The organism is Acerihabitans arboris (assembly GCF_010131535.1).
GTDB classification, from domain to species: domain Bacteria; phylum Pseudomonadota; class Gammaproteobacteria; order Enterobacterales; family Enterobacteriaceae; genus Acerihabitans; species Acerihabitans arboris.
The window spans coordinates 396,286-410,956 of the sequence record NZ_WUBS01000002.1; the positions used below are offsets into that span (position 1 = coordinate 396,286).

12 protein-coding genes are annotated in these 14,671 nt (G+C 57.7%); 5 read left to right on the top strand and 7 right to left on the bottom strand.

The window, feature by feature from the left end; genetic code table 11:
• Positions 1–50: 50 nt before the first annotated feature.
• Positions 51–1,115 carry an oxygen-dependent tRNA uridine(34) hydroxylase TrhO gene (gene trhO / locus GRH90_RS04035; protein WP_162364600.1) on the bottom strand — a complete coding sequence of 355 codons (1,065 nt, stop codon included), beginning with the start codon at positions 1,113–1,115 and terminating at the stop codon, positions 51–53.
• Positions 1,116–1,278: 163 nt separating this feature from the next.
• On the opposite strand from trhO, the gene GRH90_RS04040 reads away from it, so the two are divergent.
• The 3 genes from GRH90_RS04040 to mdtG all read left to right on the top strand — a co-directional run bounded on the left by GRH90_RS04040 (position 1,279) and on the right by mdtG (position 4,937).
• The gene (locus GRH90_RS04040; RefSeq protein ID WP_162364601.1) at positions 1,279–2,376 is read left to right on the top strand and encodes an NADH:flavin oxidoreductase/NADH oxidase; all 1,098 of its coding nucleotides are present in this window, start codon (positions 1,279–1,281) and stop codon (positions 2,374–2,376) included.
• A gap of 170 nt (positions 2,377–2,546) precedes the next feature.
• On the top strand, positions 2,547–3,467 hold the full coding sequence (locus tag GRH90_RS04045; RefSeq protein ID WP_162364602.1) for a Kdo(2)-lipid IV(A) acyltransferase: 921 nt from the start codon (positions 2,547–2,549) through the stop codon (positions 3,465–3,467).
• A 243-nt stretch (positions 3,468–3,710) separates the two neighbouring features.
• Positions 3,711–4,937, top strand: a complete 1,227-nt coding sequence (mdtG, locus tag GRH90_RS04050) for a multidrug efflux MFS transporter MdtG (protein ID WP_162364603.1) — start codon at positions 3,711–3,713, stop codon at positions 4,935–4,937.
• Positions 4,938–4,959: 22 nt separating this feature from the next.
• Here mdtG and GRH90_RS04055 read toward each other — a convergent pair whose 3' ends face one another.
• Positions 4,960–5,379, bottom strand: coding sequence for a hypothetical protein (locus tag GRH90_RS04055; protein ID WP_162364604.1), 420 nt, complete (start codon positions 5,377–5,379; stop codon positions 4,960–4,962).
• Positions 5,380–5,694: 315 nt separating this feature from the next.
• On the opposite strand from GRH90_RS04055, the gene GRH90_RS04060 reads away from it, so the two are divergent.
• On the top strand, positions 5,695–6,075 hold the full coding sequence (locus GRH90_RS04060; protein WP_162364605.1) for a MysB family protein: 381 nt from the start codon (positions 5,695–5,697) through the stop codon (positions 6,073–6,075).
• Positions 6,076–6,148: 73 nt separating this feature from the next.
• On the opposite strand, the gene GRH90_RS04065 is transcribed toward GRH90_RS04060, so the two are convergent.
• The 5 genes from GRH90_RS04065 to GRH90_RS04085 all read right to left on the bottom strand — a co-directional run bounded on the left by GRH90_RS04065 (position 6,149) and on the right by GRH90_RS04085 (position 13,163).
• Positions 6,149–6,379, bottom strand: a complete 231-nt coding sequence (locus GRH90_RS04065) for a YceK/YidQ family lipoprotein (protein WP_162364606.1) — start codon at positions 6,377–6,379, stop codon at positions 6,149–6,151.
• A gap of 45 nt (positions 6,380–6,424) precedes the next feature.
• On the bottom strand, positions 6,425–7,057 hold the full coding sequence (locus GRH90_RS04070; protein ID WP_162364607.1) for a hypothetical protein: 633 nt from the start codon (positions 7,055–7,057) through the stop codon (positions 6,425–6,427).
• A gap of 184 nt (positions 7,058–7,241) precedes the next feature.
• Entirely contained in the window at positions 7,242–9,761 is a 2,520-nt protein-coding gene (gene mdoH / locus GRH90_RS04075; RefSeq protein ID WP_162364608.1) for a glucans biosynthesis glucosyltransferase MdoH, read from the bottom strand.
• Entirely contained in the window at positions 9,754–11,322 is a 1,569-nt protein-coding gene (locus GRH90_RS04080) for a glucan biosynthesis protein G (RefSeq protein ID WP_312857165.1), read from the bottom strand. Before GRH90_RS04080 ends, mdoH begins: the two co-directional genes overlap by 8 nt.
• 404 nt (positions 11,323–11,726) lie before the next feature.
• On the bottom strand, positions 11,727–13,163 hold the full coding sequence (locus GRH90_RS04085; RefSeq protein WP_162364610.1) for a phospholipase D family protein: 1,437 nt from the start codon (positions 13,161–13,163) through the stop codon (positions 11,727–11,729).
• Between the two features lie 316 nt (positions 13,164–13,479).
• On the opposite strand from GRH90_RS04085, the gene GRH90_RS04090 reads away from it, so the two are divergent.
• Positions 13,480–14,637 carry a glycoside hydrolase family 1 protein gene (locus GRH90_RS04090; protein WP_162364611.1) on the top strand — a complete coding sequence of 386 codons (1,158 nt, stop codon included), beginning with the start codon at positions 13,480–13,482 and terminating at the stop codon, positions 14,635–14,637.
• The last annotated feature ends 34 nt before the right edge of the window (positions 14,638–14,671 follow it).

Here is a 14,671-nt window from a genome sequence, read left to right on the forward strand (position 1 = left end):
GCGGGAGTCAGGGCGTATTTCCCCCTGTGCCGCAGGCCGCCGCCCCGGGCTTATTGGCCGCCGCTTTCCTCAGGCCGATCCCCCGGCCGGGTTAACGATAAGCGCTGCCGCGATTTATTAAAAATCTTCATGCCGTTTTCACGGCCCGCCCGCCGCGCGCGCTGCTCGTCCAGCGGCAGCGCCAGTTCGTCCCGGCAGATATCGCTGCAGCATCCCCGGTATTTCTCCGCGCAGGCCGGGCACTGGATAAACAGCAGATGGCATCCCTGGTTCAGGCAGTTGACATGGGTATCGCAAGGCTGGCCGCATTGATGGCAATGCGCTATCACATCGGGGGTAATGCGCTCGCCGAGGCGCTCGTCGAACACAAAATTCTTGCCGGTAAACTTCAGCGGTAATCCCTGCTCCCTGGCCCGCCGGGCATATTCGATAATGCCGCCTTCCACATGGTAAACATGTTCAAAACCATGATGCAGCATGTAGGCGCTGGCCTTTTCGCAACGAATGCCGCCGGTACAGTACATGACGATATTTTTGTCTTTGTCTTTATCCAACATCTCGACCGCCATCGGCAACTGCTCGCGGAAGGTATCCGAGGGAATCTCGATGGCGTGGTCGAAATGACCGACCTCATATTCATAGTGATTGCGCATGTCGACGAATAACGTCCGGGGATCGTCGGCCATGGCGTTGACCTGTTCGGCGGTAAGATAGCGACCGACGTTGGACGGATCGAAAGTGGGATCGCTGATGCCGTCGGCGACGATGCGTTCCCGCACCTTCATGCGCAGCACCCAGAAGGATTTGCCGTCGTCATCCAGGGCGATATTCAGCCGCAGTCCGTCCAGGGACGCATCGGCGGCATACAGGGCGGATTTGAAGGCGGCGAAACGGTTTTTCGGCACGCTGACCTGGGCGTTAATCCCTTCGCCGGCAATATAGACCCGGCCGAAAACACGCAGGGCCCGCATCGTCTTATAGAGTCCATCACGAAAAGCCTGCGGCTCCACGATGCGGAAATATTTGTAGAATGAAAGGGTAACGCGCGGCTCGGTCTCGGCCAGCATCAGCGCCCTGAGCTCGTCGTTCGAAACACGGTTATGTAACACTGGCATGTGGTACGTTCCTGTTGCAGGTGAAAAAAGCATTTATAGTGGGTTTGCGAGCAAATTAACTTGCTAACGTTAGATCATACCATGGTTACGACTTGACGAATTGTCGTTATGACTAACAATGTTAATCAGATGTTTATGATGGTTATTACTTTGAGGCAATGTGATGAGTCAGCTTTTTACGCGTTATGCCATCGGACAGCTCCCCCTGGACAACCGCATCGTTATCGCGCCGATGTGTCAATATTCCGCCGACGAAGGCAAAGCCACCTCCTGGCACCAGATCCATCTGGGACACCTGGCGCTGTCCGGCGCGTCCCTGCTGATTGTGGAGGCCACCGCCGTCGCCCCCGAGGGACGGATATCGCCGCGCGATCTCGGCCTGTGGGACGACGGGACCGAGCAGGCGCTGGCGGAGGTGGTGAAGACCATCCGGGAACATTCGTCCATAGCGTTGGGCATCCAGCTGGCCCACGCCGGGCGCAAGGCGTCGACCCGGGTTCCCTGGGAAGGCGGGAACAACATCCCGCCCAACGAGGGCGGCTGGCAAACGCTGGCGCCTTCCGCCGCGGCGTTCGCGGCGTCCGATCATGTGCCGCAGGCCATGACGGGCGAGCAAATCGAACGCTTGAAAGCCGATTTTGTCGCCTCGGCCAAACGCGCGCAGCGTATCGGCTTCAACCTGATTGAGCTGCATGCGGCGCATGGTTATCTGCTACACCAATTCCTCTCGCCGCTGGCCAACCAGCGTACCGATCAATACGGCGGCAGCCTGGAGAACCGGATGCGCCTGGCGCTGGAGGTTTTCCAGGCGGTGCGCGAGGCGGTTTCAGCCGATATCCCGGTGGGCGTGCGCATTTCCGGCTCCGACTGGGTGGACGGCGGCTGGGATATTAAGCAATCCATCGCGTTGGGTAAGGCGCTGCAAGCCCTGGGCTGCGATTATATTCATGTCTCCAGCGGCGGCCTGTCGCAACAGCAGAAAATCCCGGTCGGACCCGGCTATCAGGTGCCGTTTGCCCGGCAGATCAAGGAAGCCACCGGCCTTAATACCATCGCCGTCGGCCTGATTACCGAACCCGAACAGGCGGAAGCCATCGTCGCCACCGGCGAGGCGGATATGATTGCCCTGGCGCGCGCGGTGCTCTACGATCCGCGCTGGCCGTGGCATGCGGCGGCAAAATTAGGCGCCAAGGTCAACGGCCCGAAACAATACTGGCGCTGCGAGCCGCACGCGGTGAAGGATTTGTTTAACAAAGTATAAACCCCGCCTCGGCTTTAATGATGACGCGCCCGCTGAAGAAGATTTCGCGTTTTTTAGTGGGCGATTTATTTCCCCTTTTTGGAAAAGATGCCAGAATAAAATGTAGTGATGGCAGAAATATCGTCTTTGGCCGGTAATTCCGCCTTTTACACCTAATATGCCGAGATCACATGACACATATTCCAACTTTTAACCGCTCTTTGTTGCATCCTCGTTTTTGGTTTACCTGGATTGGCATCGGTCTGTTATACCTTGTGGTATTGTTGCCTTATCCTTTGCTCTATCGTCTCGGCACCAGCCTGGGACGGGTGTCGATGCACTTTCTCAAGCATCGCGTCCATATTGCCAGGCGCAACCTGGAGCTGTGTTTCCCCAACCTCTCAAGCGCTGAAAGAGAAGCGCTGCTCGTCAAAAATTTTGAATCAGTGGGCATGGGCCTATTTGAAACCGGCATGGGATGGTTCTGGCCCGACTGGCGCGTCAGACGCTTGTTTAACGTGTCGGGGCTGGAAAACATTGATCTTGCCCGCCGCAACCAAAAAGGGGTGTTGCTGATCGGCCTGCACTTTTTGTCCCTGGAACTGGGCGCGCGGATATTCGGCATTCATAATCCCGGCATCGGGGTATATCGGCCAAACGATAACCGGCTGCTCGACTGGCTGCAGACCTGGGGACGCATGCGTTCCAATAAATCGATGCTGGACCGCTCGGATATCAAGGGCATGATCCGCGCCCTGAAACACGGCGAGATTATCTGGTACGCGCCGGATCATGATTACGGCCCGAAAAGCAGCGTCTTCGCGCCGCTGTTTGCCATCGAGCACGCGGCGACCACCTCAGGCACCCATTTATTGGTCCGACTGGCCAAACCGGCGGTTATCCCCTTTGTGCCGCGGCGTTTACCGAACGGCAAGGGCTATGAAATGATTATCCTGCCGGATGAAGGCGCCCTGCCGCTGGACAGCGACGTGGCCACGGCCACCTATATGAACAAGGTGCTTGAGCAGGCCATCCTCTTGGCTCCCGATCAGTATATGTGGCTGCACCGGCGGTTTAAAACCCGCCCGCCTGGCGAACCGTCGTTATATTGATGCCCCGCGGGTGGCGCCCGGCGAGGCGCCCGTATTTTTTTGCCGTCAGGCCGTTTTCCTGCGTTAAAACACGCCGTGAGCCGCTTTGGAAGGGGTAATGGAGTGGTGCAAATTATGCCCCATAAATTGCCCCGCGCCCCATTTAGGCGCATAATTACCCGTACTTCTGCTTAATTTCCGGCGAGAACGCCTTTGTGCCCTGTCAAATTACCTGACCGCCGTTACCTTTCTTATTAGGATGTTATGACGTCGGTACCGGAACCCATCAACTGGAAACGTAATCTGTATATTGCCTGGCTCGGCTGTTTTCTCACCGGCGCGGCCTTTAGCCTGATTATGCCCTTTTTGCCGCTCTACGTTGAATTGCTCGGCGTCACCGATGCCAGGGAACTGAATATCTGGTCGGGCGCGGTATTCAGCATTACCTTCCTGTTTTCGGCCATCGCTTCGCCGTTCTGGGGCGCGCTGGCGGACCGCCGGGGCCGTAAACTGATGTTGCTGCGTTCGGCGCTGGGCATGGCCATCGTGATGGCGCTGATGGGGATGGCGCAGAATGTCTGGCAGTTTTTGGTCCTGCGCGCGTTGCTAGGCCTGTTGGGCGGTTTTGTCCCGAACGCCAACGCCCTGATCGCCACCCAGGTGCCGCGTAATAAAAGCGGGTGGGCCCTGGGCACGCTGTCCACCGGCGCCGTCAGCGGCGCGCTGATTGGTCCGTTGATAGGCGGCCTGCTGGCGGACCGGTATGGCCTGCGGCTGGTTTTCTTTATCACCGCCCTGGTGCTGTTTATCTGCTTTGTGACCACCCTGGTATATGTCGAGGAACGGTTCACGCCGGTGCTGAAAAAAGACATGCTGTCCGGGCGGCAGGTGTTCGCGTCGCTGAAAAAACCCCGCCTGGTGCTCAGCCTGTTTGTTACCACCATGATTATCCAGGTGGCGACAGGGTCCATCGCCCCGATATTGACGCTGTATGTCCGCGAACTGGCGGGCAATATTCAGAACCTGGCGTTTGTCAGCGGGATGATTGCGGCGGTGCCGGGCGTGGCGGCGCTTATCAGCGCGCCAAGGCTGGGGCGCCTGGGGGACCGGATCGGGCCGGAACGGATTTTAATCGCCATGCTCGGACTGTCGATAGTGCTGCTGATCCCGATGGCGTTTGTCCAATCTCCCTGGCAGTTGGGCATCCTGCGCTTTTTATTGGGAGCGACCGACGGCGCCCTGCTGCCGGCGGTGCAAACCCTGCTTATCTATAACTGCACCAATCAGGTGGCCGGCCGGATATTCAGCTACAACCAGTCTTTTCGCGATGTGGGCAACGTGAGCGGCCCATTGATTGGCGCCGTGGTCTCCGCCAGTTACGGCTACCGCGCGGTGTTCTGCGTCACCGCGCTGGTGGTGTTGGCCAACGTGGTCTATTCATGGTGGAGCCTACAGTACGGCGCGGCCCGGATACGGCTTCCCGGCGAATAATGCCCGGCCGCGCCGCCCACGCTTATTTTGCCGGCGCCGGCGGGGTGTCCGTGTTCGGGTTATGTCCCTTGTCCATCGGATGCTCGGGAACCCGCTCTACCGATACCCGCACCCGGTAATGACCGCCAGCGGTCGCGGGCAGGATGCTGTTAAGCTTTTGGATGGTCTCGGCGGGGTTATCGGTTTGCACCGACGCACAGAATAATTCGCCGCCATGGCAGGAACCCGGCTCAGGGTGCGGCGGCAGCATCATCGGCCGGCCCTGGGGCGGGAAGAACATCGGCATCGGGTTGCCCGCTCCCGGCCCTTCCTGCTGTTGTTCGATGGTAGCATGGTCCGGGGCCGCCGGCGCGGCCAGGGCCGACAAACTCAGCGCCGCGGCAAAGGCGCAGGATAATCCCGGCAACGCCGCGTTTAACAATGATATACGGTTGAAAGTCATGCTGATTCTCCTTTGATCGGTTTAAGCTGTTACTGTAGCGCGTACCGTCGCAACGCAACGCCCCCGCCGGCCCTTTTTGCTAAACCTTTACCCGTTCTTCCCATCTCCCTTGCAGTGATTAACAACCGGTTACCACCGTTAGTTACGTTTCACAAAATCCGCCCCCGGCCCGACTTTTTTCCGTGCGTTTGATGCCAGCCGCAGATTCAGCGGCATTCTGACTTGAAAGTTTCCAGACTCCGACAACAATTACTGTGAGGCCCATACAGGGCAAGGCGCCAGCAACATCACCCCCATGATTACAGGAGAGCCATAATGAGCATGTACGCAACGTTGGAAGAAGCCATAGATATGGCGCGGGAAGAGTTTATAGAGTCTTCCCGCGAAAACAGCCACGACGATGAAGACCCTGCGGTACATCAGTTCAGCCTGCAAAAATATATCATGCAGGATGGCGAAATCATGTGGGAAGCCGAGTTTATGGCCGACGAAAATGAAGCCGCCGACGCCCTGCCGTTTCGCACCGGCGAAGCCGCCCAGGCGATTTTTGACGGCGACTTCGACGAAACGGAACTGCGCGCCGAGTGGCTGGAGGAGAATACCCTGCATGAATGGGATGAAGGGGAGTATCAATATGAGCCGTCGCTGGACACCGAAGAGGGCCAAGCCGCCGCGGATGAATGGGAGGAGCGTTAAACAGGACCGGCCGGGGCGAAACGAACGCTCACGGGCAGCGCCCCGGCCGGGAAATCAACCGCGCACCTTGACCCTAGCGGTAGGGTCCATGCCGCATATCCACCGGCAACAATATCGTATCCACCACCATCGACATCGGCAAATCGATGATGGTGATATATTTCCAGGGGGTATCGCGCAAATCCCACTGCACGCCGGGGTAATATTGATTGCCATGCCCCTGCCCCGGGAAAGTACGGCTGATGATACTGCCGCATCCGGTCAGCAGGAAAAGCGTCATGGCTATCAGGCTAATCCGAAGCATATGTGCGTTGTTATCCCAGTGTAACCGGCAAGGTTGTGGCAAACGTTACCCAGGCCGATGTGTAGCGGGCTGGGTGGACTTGTGTTTATCGCGGGCGTAGGAGACGGTCGCCAACAGGCAAAGACCGTAGCCGAACAGCTCGCTGCCTTCCTCCACGGTGTTTTTTATCGCGCGCAGGTAATCTTCGTCCAGTAATGAACGCCAAAGCGCGCCTATCCCCATCAGCCGTGAGAAGACCAGCACATTCAACAGTCCGGCGCACAGCAGCCCGTAGCTGGGATGCCTGAAATACCCCGCCAATCCCTGCAATGCCCGTTTGGCATCCGTGGCGGCAAAGATCAGGCAACCCAGCGCAATCATCGAGGCTACCCAGAACCACGACCCGTGGCGAATTTCGTCAAGGGCAAAATCCATTTCACGGATCAGCATACAGGCGAAAAAACCAGCGACCAACAGGCTGCTGGCGCGGAGCGCCGGGTTGCGCATCAGCCACAGATGCAACAGCACAATGGCTACCAGCACCAGCTCCTGGCCAATTTCGGTCAGGGAGGATTCTTTTACGATATCATGCAGGAAATGCACGTCGATAAACAAAAAAGACGTAAAGGCCGACACCACTGCCGCATAGAAGACGAAGGCACCCAATTTTTTTAATATAAACAGCATATCATTTTGCATCAGGCAATCCGTTATTCTACAAAGGCCGAGATTTTAGCGGTGCGCCGGGCGCGCCGAGTGGCAAATAATGCTACCGCATCATATTTTTGTCATATTCGACTGAATGTTATAAGGCCTGGGATTAATCAGGGGATCGGGATTAAAAAAGCCGCCCCGGGGGGCGGCTTACCTGCGAGCGTTGAACCTAGTTTTTCTTCCAGGCCGGCCAGGTATCCGGCCGCGACCATAAGCGCAAGTGCAAACGCGACAGGACGATGGGATCGCTGATCACCGCCAGGCGCTGCGGGCCGCTCATGGCGCCCGGGCCGCTTTGCAGGGCCAGTTGCACATGCTCTTCACGCACGCGTTCAACGGCCTGGCTGATGCCGTGGCGCGCGGTGGCCATACCCACCGCCAAAGCGTTATAGGCGGGATCGACTACCGCGTGACGGAAACCGTCGGCCAGCGCCCGCGCCTGGTTACGGCGCAAGTAGGTTTCGGTATCGACCAGCTCTTTCGGCGGCGAATACTCTTCCGGGATCAGGAACAGGCTGACGCGCTGGCAGGCCAGGCCGAGATTGGCGCGGCTGGAGAACACCGATACCCACGGCGACAGGATAAGCGAGAACACGATAGGCGACAGCCACCAGAGAAAACGCAAATCCAGCCAGGCCATGCCTCCGGCCCAAACCAGGCCCAACAGCATCTGCGGACCATGGCGCACAAAGGACTCGCTCCATGGGGTCGCATCATCGTCACGCTGCGGCGAGTTCCACTGTACCTGCCAGCCCAGAAAGGCGCTGACCACGAATACGGTATGGAACAACATACGCACCGGCGCGAGCAATACGGAAAACAACATCTCCAGCAGCATCGAGCAGAACAGGATAGCCGCTCCACCGTACTCCCTGGCGCCTTTGGCAATAATCAATATGACGCTGAGCAGCTTAGGTAAGAACAGCAGCACCATGGTGGTGGAAAACAGCGCCACCGCCAGCTCAGGACGCCATTGCGGCCACACCGGGAACAGCTGGCGCGGCTGCAGGAAATACTGCGGTTCCATCAGGGTATGCACCACCTGCAGCGCGGTGGACAGCGCCAGGAACATAAACCACAGCGGCGCCGACAGATAGGACATGACGCCGGTCAGGAACACCGCCCGGTGAACCGGATGCATGCCCTTCACCAGGAACAGCCTGAAGTTCATCAGGTTGCCCTGGCACCAGCGCCGGTCCCGCTTGAGCTCGTCCAGCAGGTTGGGCGGCAGCTCTTCGTAGCTGCCCGGCAAATCATAGGCAATCCACACGCCCCAGCCGGCGCGGCGCATCAGTGCCGCCTCGACAAAATCGTGCGACAGTATCGAACCGGCGAATGAACCGTCACCCGGCAGCGGCGCCAGGGCGCAATGCTTGATAAAAGGCTCGACGCGGATGATGGCGTTATGGCCCCAATAATGGGATTCGCCCAGTTGCCAGTAATGCAGCCCGGCGGTAAACAGCGGGCCGTAGACCCGGGTGGCGAACTGTTGGCAACGCGCGTACAGCGTATCCATGCCCGACGCCTTCGGCGCGCTTTGGATAATGCCGGCGTTAGGATTGGCTTCCATCAGCCGCACCAGATTGGTCAGGCAACCGCCGCTCATGACGCTATCGGCATCCAGGATCACCATATAGCTGTACTGCTTGCCCCAGCGGCGACAGAAGTCATCGATATTGCCGCTTTTACGCTTAACCCGGCGGCGGCGGCGGCGGTAAAATATCCGGCCGAATCCGCCGGTTTCCTGACATAGCTCCATCCAGGCCTTTTGTTCGGCAATACAGATATCGGCGTTATAGCTGTCGCTCAGGATATAGACGTCGAAATGCTCAATCTGCCCGGTCGCTTCCACCGATTCATAGGTGGCGCGCAGGCCGGCGAACACCCGTTCCACATCCTCGTTACAGATAGGCATGATCAGCGCGGTGCGGTGTTCGGGATTGAGCGGTTCGTCGCCGGTGGTACTGGCCGAGATACTGTATTTATCATGGCCGATAAGCAACTGCAGGAATCCCATCAGGGCGGTCCAGAAACCGGCCGAGACCCAACAGAACAAAATGGCGAACAGGATCAGGATGCCGCTTTGCAGTACATAAGGCAGCAGTTGCAGCAGCGATTGCAGCCAGTCCTGGTGCAGCATATCCATGGGATCGATAAGCGCCCATCCCTGGTAGGGAAGAATGGTCTTCATATACCAGGTGGCGATGGCGGTCTGGAATAGGGTCAGCGCCAGCAGGATATAACGGCGCATGGTGCCTACCCTGCGCCAGTTGGCTTCTTCGCGGGCCGCTTCCTGTTTATGGCGCGGCGCGCGCGTATGGCCGCGCATGGCGTCCCAGTAGCGCACGATGGGGTTGGTCAACCAGGGTTCCGGAAACATCGGCGTGCGGGTGATGGTCGGCATGGCCTTGATGGCGGTGCGGCCCTGGCTATCCTCCACCAGCACATCCTCGCGGCTTGCGGCATCAGGCCAGGCCATCTTCAGCCGGGACTTGACCGAATCCAGCGCGGCGTCATCTTGATCTTCGTTGAGGTTAATACCGGGGACGACGCCCCCGATATCGGCATGCAGGGATGCGAGGGACTGACTGCCATCCGACGGCACCTGTGCACGCAATGTGCCTTTTTGCTCGGCAGAAAGGGGCAAAGCCTCGATATACTCGAGGCTGGGTTCAGTTAGTTTATTCATTGGCAGGTAGCAAATAGCTCCAGGTTTCGGTCAATGTCTTATCGCCGTTCACCAGTGCGGCGCGCATCTCGGTGGGTTGTTTTTCATCTTTCACGCGCAGGCGCAGTGTCAGACGCCAGCCGCGCGTCACTGAATTATAGCGGACATTGTTTTCGACCACTTCGGCGTTATCGCCGACGCTAATCTGGGAAGCCATCGGGGTGTTGTCCGGCAGGTCCCGTAATGCCTGTCCGACAAAATCCACCTGGAACGCGGTAGTGCCGTCCGGCTGGCGAATCAGGTTGGACTGCTTGACATCCCCGGCTGAACGCAGGGTTTGTTTCACATAGGCGAACTCGGGAGTGTGGATTTTATCCTCGTCGCGGGAAAAGTGCATCCGATAGGCTATATCGAACGGTTTGCCGACTTCCGGCAGTTTTTCCGGCGTCCAGAAAGCCACGATATTGTCGTTGGTTTCATCGGCGGTGGGGATCTCCACCAGTTCGACATGACCCTTGCCCCAATCGCCGCGCGGTTCTATCCAGCCGCTGGGGCGCAGATCGTAACGATCGTCGAGATCTTCATATTCGGCGAACGAACGGCCGCGTTGCAATAAGCCGAAGCCACGCGGGTTTTCCACCTGGAAGGTGCTGACGGATAAATGTTTGGGGTTATTCAGCGGACGCCAGATCCACTCGCCGTTACCGGCATGGATGGACAGGCCGTTGGAATCATGCAGCGCCGGACGATAGTTCATCGTAGGCGAGGGCTGGTTCGGTCCAAACAGGAACATACTGGTCAATGGCGCCAGGCCCAGTTTACCCACTTTATCGCGCAGGAAAACCTTGGCCTGTACATCCACGCTGGTATCGCGTCCCGGATAGATAACAAACCGGTAAGCGCCGGTGGCGCGCGGCGAATCAAGCAGGGCGTAAAGCACCAAATGCTTATCGTTGGCCTGGGGCCGCTCAATCCAGAACTCCCGAAAACGCGGGAATTCCTCGCCCGAGGGTAAGGCGGTATCGATGGCCAGGCCGCGCGCGGAAAGACCGTAGACCTGGCCTTTGCCGATAACCCGGAAATAGCTGGCGCCCAGCATGCTGGCGATTTCGTCGCTCTTGTCGGCTTTGTTGACCGGATACAGGATCTTAAAGCCGGCGAAACCCAGGTTTTTCACCAGTTCGGGATCGTGGTTCACCGAACCAAAGGTAAACAGGTCCGGGGTATATTTAATCTCGGTGACAGCGGAGGACGTCACTTCGTTGATTTTTACCGGCGTGTCGAAATACATCCCCTGATGGTAAAACTCCAGCTTGAACGGGGTCGGCTGATCGTGCCAGTAGGACTTTTCATGATTGAATTGGATCTGCTGGTAATCAGCAAATTTCATTTCACGGAATTGGGAAGGCAAATTACTTTTGGGTGCCTCATAACCTTTACCAGCCAGTTCCTGCGCTTGTTTAGCCACATCGTCAATAGAAAATGCCCATGAAGGCAAAGCGTATAACGACAACAACACCGTTGCTCCCAGCAAACGGAGACTCGCTTTAGGTAATTTGACGAAAAATTTATTATTTGGCACATCCCCCCCTATGCGTGTGCTCTTAATCATTTAAAGCAATTTTAATTGATAAATCACTTCTCGGACAGCATGGTACGGCGATCGTTCATCACTTTACCCTTACCGGCTTGGCGTTTAATCAACAGGCTATAAAACAAGCTCATCTACCGGTAAAAGATAGTCTAAAACAGCAAATTCCAACAATCGGTACCGCCCGCTGATTTTACCTGACCCATCAGCGGGGGGTTAATCATTTTTGACGTAAACCCAAAGTTATTAAAAAAAAGGGCTTTAAAGCCGCGCGCAGGCCGATACGCGGGAAAAATACGCCGGCGCCGGGACCGAGGATTATTTTATTTTGCCGTTTTTATAGGAAAAATCTTATTACATTGCTTTATTCAAATTACCCGCTAATCCCCCGCCGACTATAATAGCCAGTCCACCGGTAAATGATAAAGCGCGCGGATAATCCAGCGCTCCACAATATGGGTTGCGGGCTCCTGCCAATGAATCAACTCCTGCTCGCCCTGGTATTCCCGCCAATACATCTTTCCCTGTTCATCCAGGCAGACCTGGTACGCATTCTGGCGCAGGGTGCCGATGAATAGCCGATGGATGGTTTCGGCAAGCTCTTCGCTGCCGATAACGAACCCCATTTCGGTGTTAAGCATGGCGGAACGGGGATCAAAATTAAAAGAACCGACAAATACCTCCCGGCTATCCACGCTGAACGTTTTGGCATGCAGGCTGGAACCCGACTTCCCGGTCAAGCCCCGGTCCCGCGGCTGGTGCGATTCAAAGCTGTTGCGTTTCAGTTCGTAAAGTTTAATGCCGTGGGTCAGCAGGGCCCGGCGCCATTTGGCATAACCGGCATGGACAATCGCCACGTCGTTGGCGTTCAGGGAGTTGGTCAGCACCGCAATCTTCACCCCTTTGGCGGCCAGGGCGACCAACTGCTCCACCCCGGCTTTGGTGGGCACGAAATAGGGCGAAATGATATCCAGGCGTCGTTCAGGTTCATCAATAACGCTTTTTATCCGGCTGGTGAGCAGGCCGTGGTCGGCAACCTGGCCCAGGGCCTTGGCCGGGTCGTCGCTGAGCAGCCGCGTCCTGGCCCAGATAAACGGCAGGCTGCCGGCCTGCAGCCGCACAAAAAAATCCGCCCGTTCCAACCGTTTGACATAGCGCTCGGCATGGGGATTCAAGCTGACCTGCCCCATCATGCTGCTGATGCTGTTCTTGCCGCCCAGGCGGGAAGATCGGACCGCCCGCGAGAGCGGGCAAACCGCGCGACAATCCCAGTAGCGTTGAAAATCGCGTCCCACCTGCTCCACCACCGGCCCTATCGCCAGCACGTCGAGATCGGAAAACAACTGCTCGCCGCCGGCGCTAAAATAGGCGTCGCCCACATTCCGGCCGCCGATAATCGTGGCCTGGTTATCAACGGTGAAACTTTTATTATGCATGCGCCGGTTGAGGCGGGAAAAATCGGTCAGGTACGAAAATGCGCGCACGGCGCGGGTCTGGAAGGCGTTAAACAGGCGGACTTCGATGTTCGGATGCTGATCCAGCGCCAGTAAAATCTTGTCCAGGCCGCGGGTATTGTTATCATCGAGCAACAAACGCACCTTGACCCCGCGATCCGCCGCGCGCTGCACCACGCTGTACATCAACATGCCGGACATGTCCTTGTTCCAGATATAATATTGCAGGTCCAGGGTCTGTTCGGCCAGGTCGGCAAGCTTCATGCGCGCGGCAAAAGCATCCAGGCCGTCCGACAGCGGATAAATGCCGGACTGTTCGGGATGGACGTGCGTCAGGCGCGATATCGCCTGCCCGATACGCCCGTTAAGTCGTTGCATAAAAGCGGCTCGAAGAAAAAGAAGATGCCATATTACTCCAGGACAGCATAAAGGAAGACATTTCATCATAGTACCGGCCAGAACAATTGCCCGGCCCGGCCGGTTTTTTTCCCGGGAGCCGACAGCAACCGGCCGGTTTTTCAGCTGCCCGGGCCGCTAAGTTTGCAATGCGGATCGCAAAGCGGGCGATAGCCAGAACCTTCTCGACCGTCACCTGTCTACTTTAAATGATATGTTGTTCGGCCCGCGCAGGTAAAGGCGGTCACGCAAAGGGGGAAGCGCGATGCAAGATCAGATAAATCATGGGTTAGCGCCCATGCATAAACCGTCGCTGTTCCAAAGTTTCCTCCAGGGAGGCTTTGACTGCTCGACGGAGGTCCGCGGGGACGGACGCCGCCTTGACCTGATTCTTTCCAGCGGACATGAGATGCTGGCATCAAAGGACTACGCGCAGCTGGCGGAGCAGAAGATCACCACGGTACGCGACGGCCTGCGCTGGCATTTGATCGAGACGCTCCCCGGCCAGTATGACTGGTCCAGCTTTTTGCCGATGCTGCACGCCGCGCAGGTCAATCACGTCCAGGTGATTTGGGATCTGTGCCATTACGGCTGGCCGGATCATGTCGACGTATGGCAACCCGAGTTTGTCGAGCGCTTCGCGCGTTTTGCCGGCGCGGTGGCCGCCCGGGTGCGTGACGAAGGCATCGCGGCGCCCTGTTATACGCCCATCAACGCCATCTCGTTCCTCGCCTGGGCCGGCGGCGACATGGCGCATATCCAGCCCATGGCCGCCAACAAAGGCAAAGCGCTAAAGCTTCAGCTGGTCAAGGCGACCCTGGCCGCCATTGACGCCATCCGCGCCGTCGACGGCTCGGCGCGTTTCCTCCAGCCTGAGCCCGTGGTCCATATCAATGCGCTCCAGGGCAAGCCCGAGCAGGAGCCGGACGCGGAAGCGCTGCGGCTGGCGCAGTTTGACGTTTGGGATATGCTCGGCGGCAAGCTGAATCCTGAGCTGGGCGGCGGCCCGGATTACCTGGATATCCTGGGCGTCAATTACCGTCCGGGGAATCAATGGTTCCACCAGGGCGGGGGCATCGCCTTCGATGACAGCCATTACCGGCCTTTTGCCGCCATTCTGCGGGAAATATACCAGCGTTACCGGCGGCCGGTGCTTATCGCCGAAACCGGCGCGGAAAACGAGCTGCGCGTGCCCTGGATGCGTTATATCTTCGAGCAAGCCATTTTGGCCATGAAAAACGAAGTGGCGGTCGAGGGGATATGTATTTACCCGGTGGCGGATTATCGCAGCTGGAGCGGCGACAAACATCAGCCGTTCGGTTTACTGGGCATGCAGGATGTTAACGGCTGCCGTTCGCTTTATGAACCCCTGTCGCTGGAAATCCGCAGCCAGCAGATACGCCTGAAGGGCCTGCTGGAAGACATCCAGCCGGACGAGCGGGCGATGCCGGCCTAGCGCCGGCGAATCCGTCCTCGCGCCGGGGACGGAT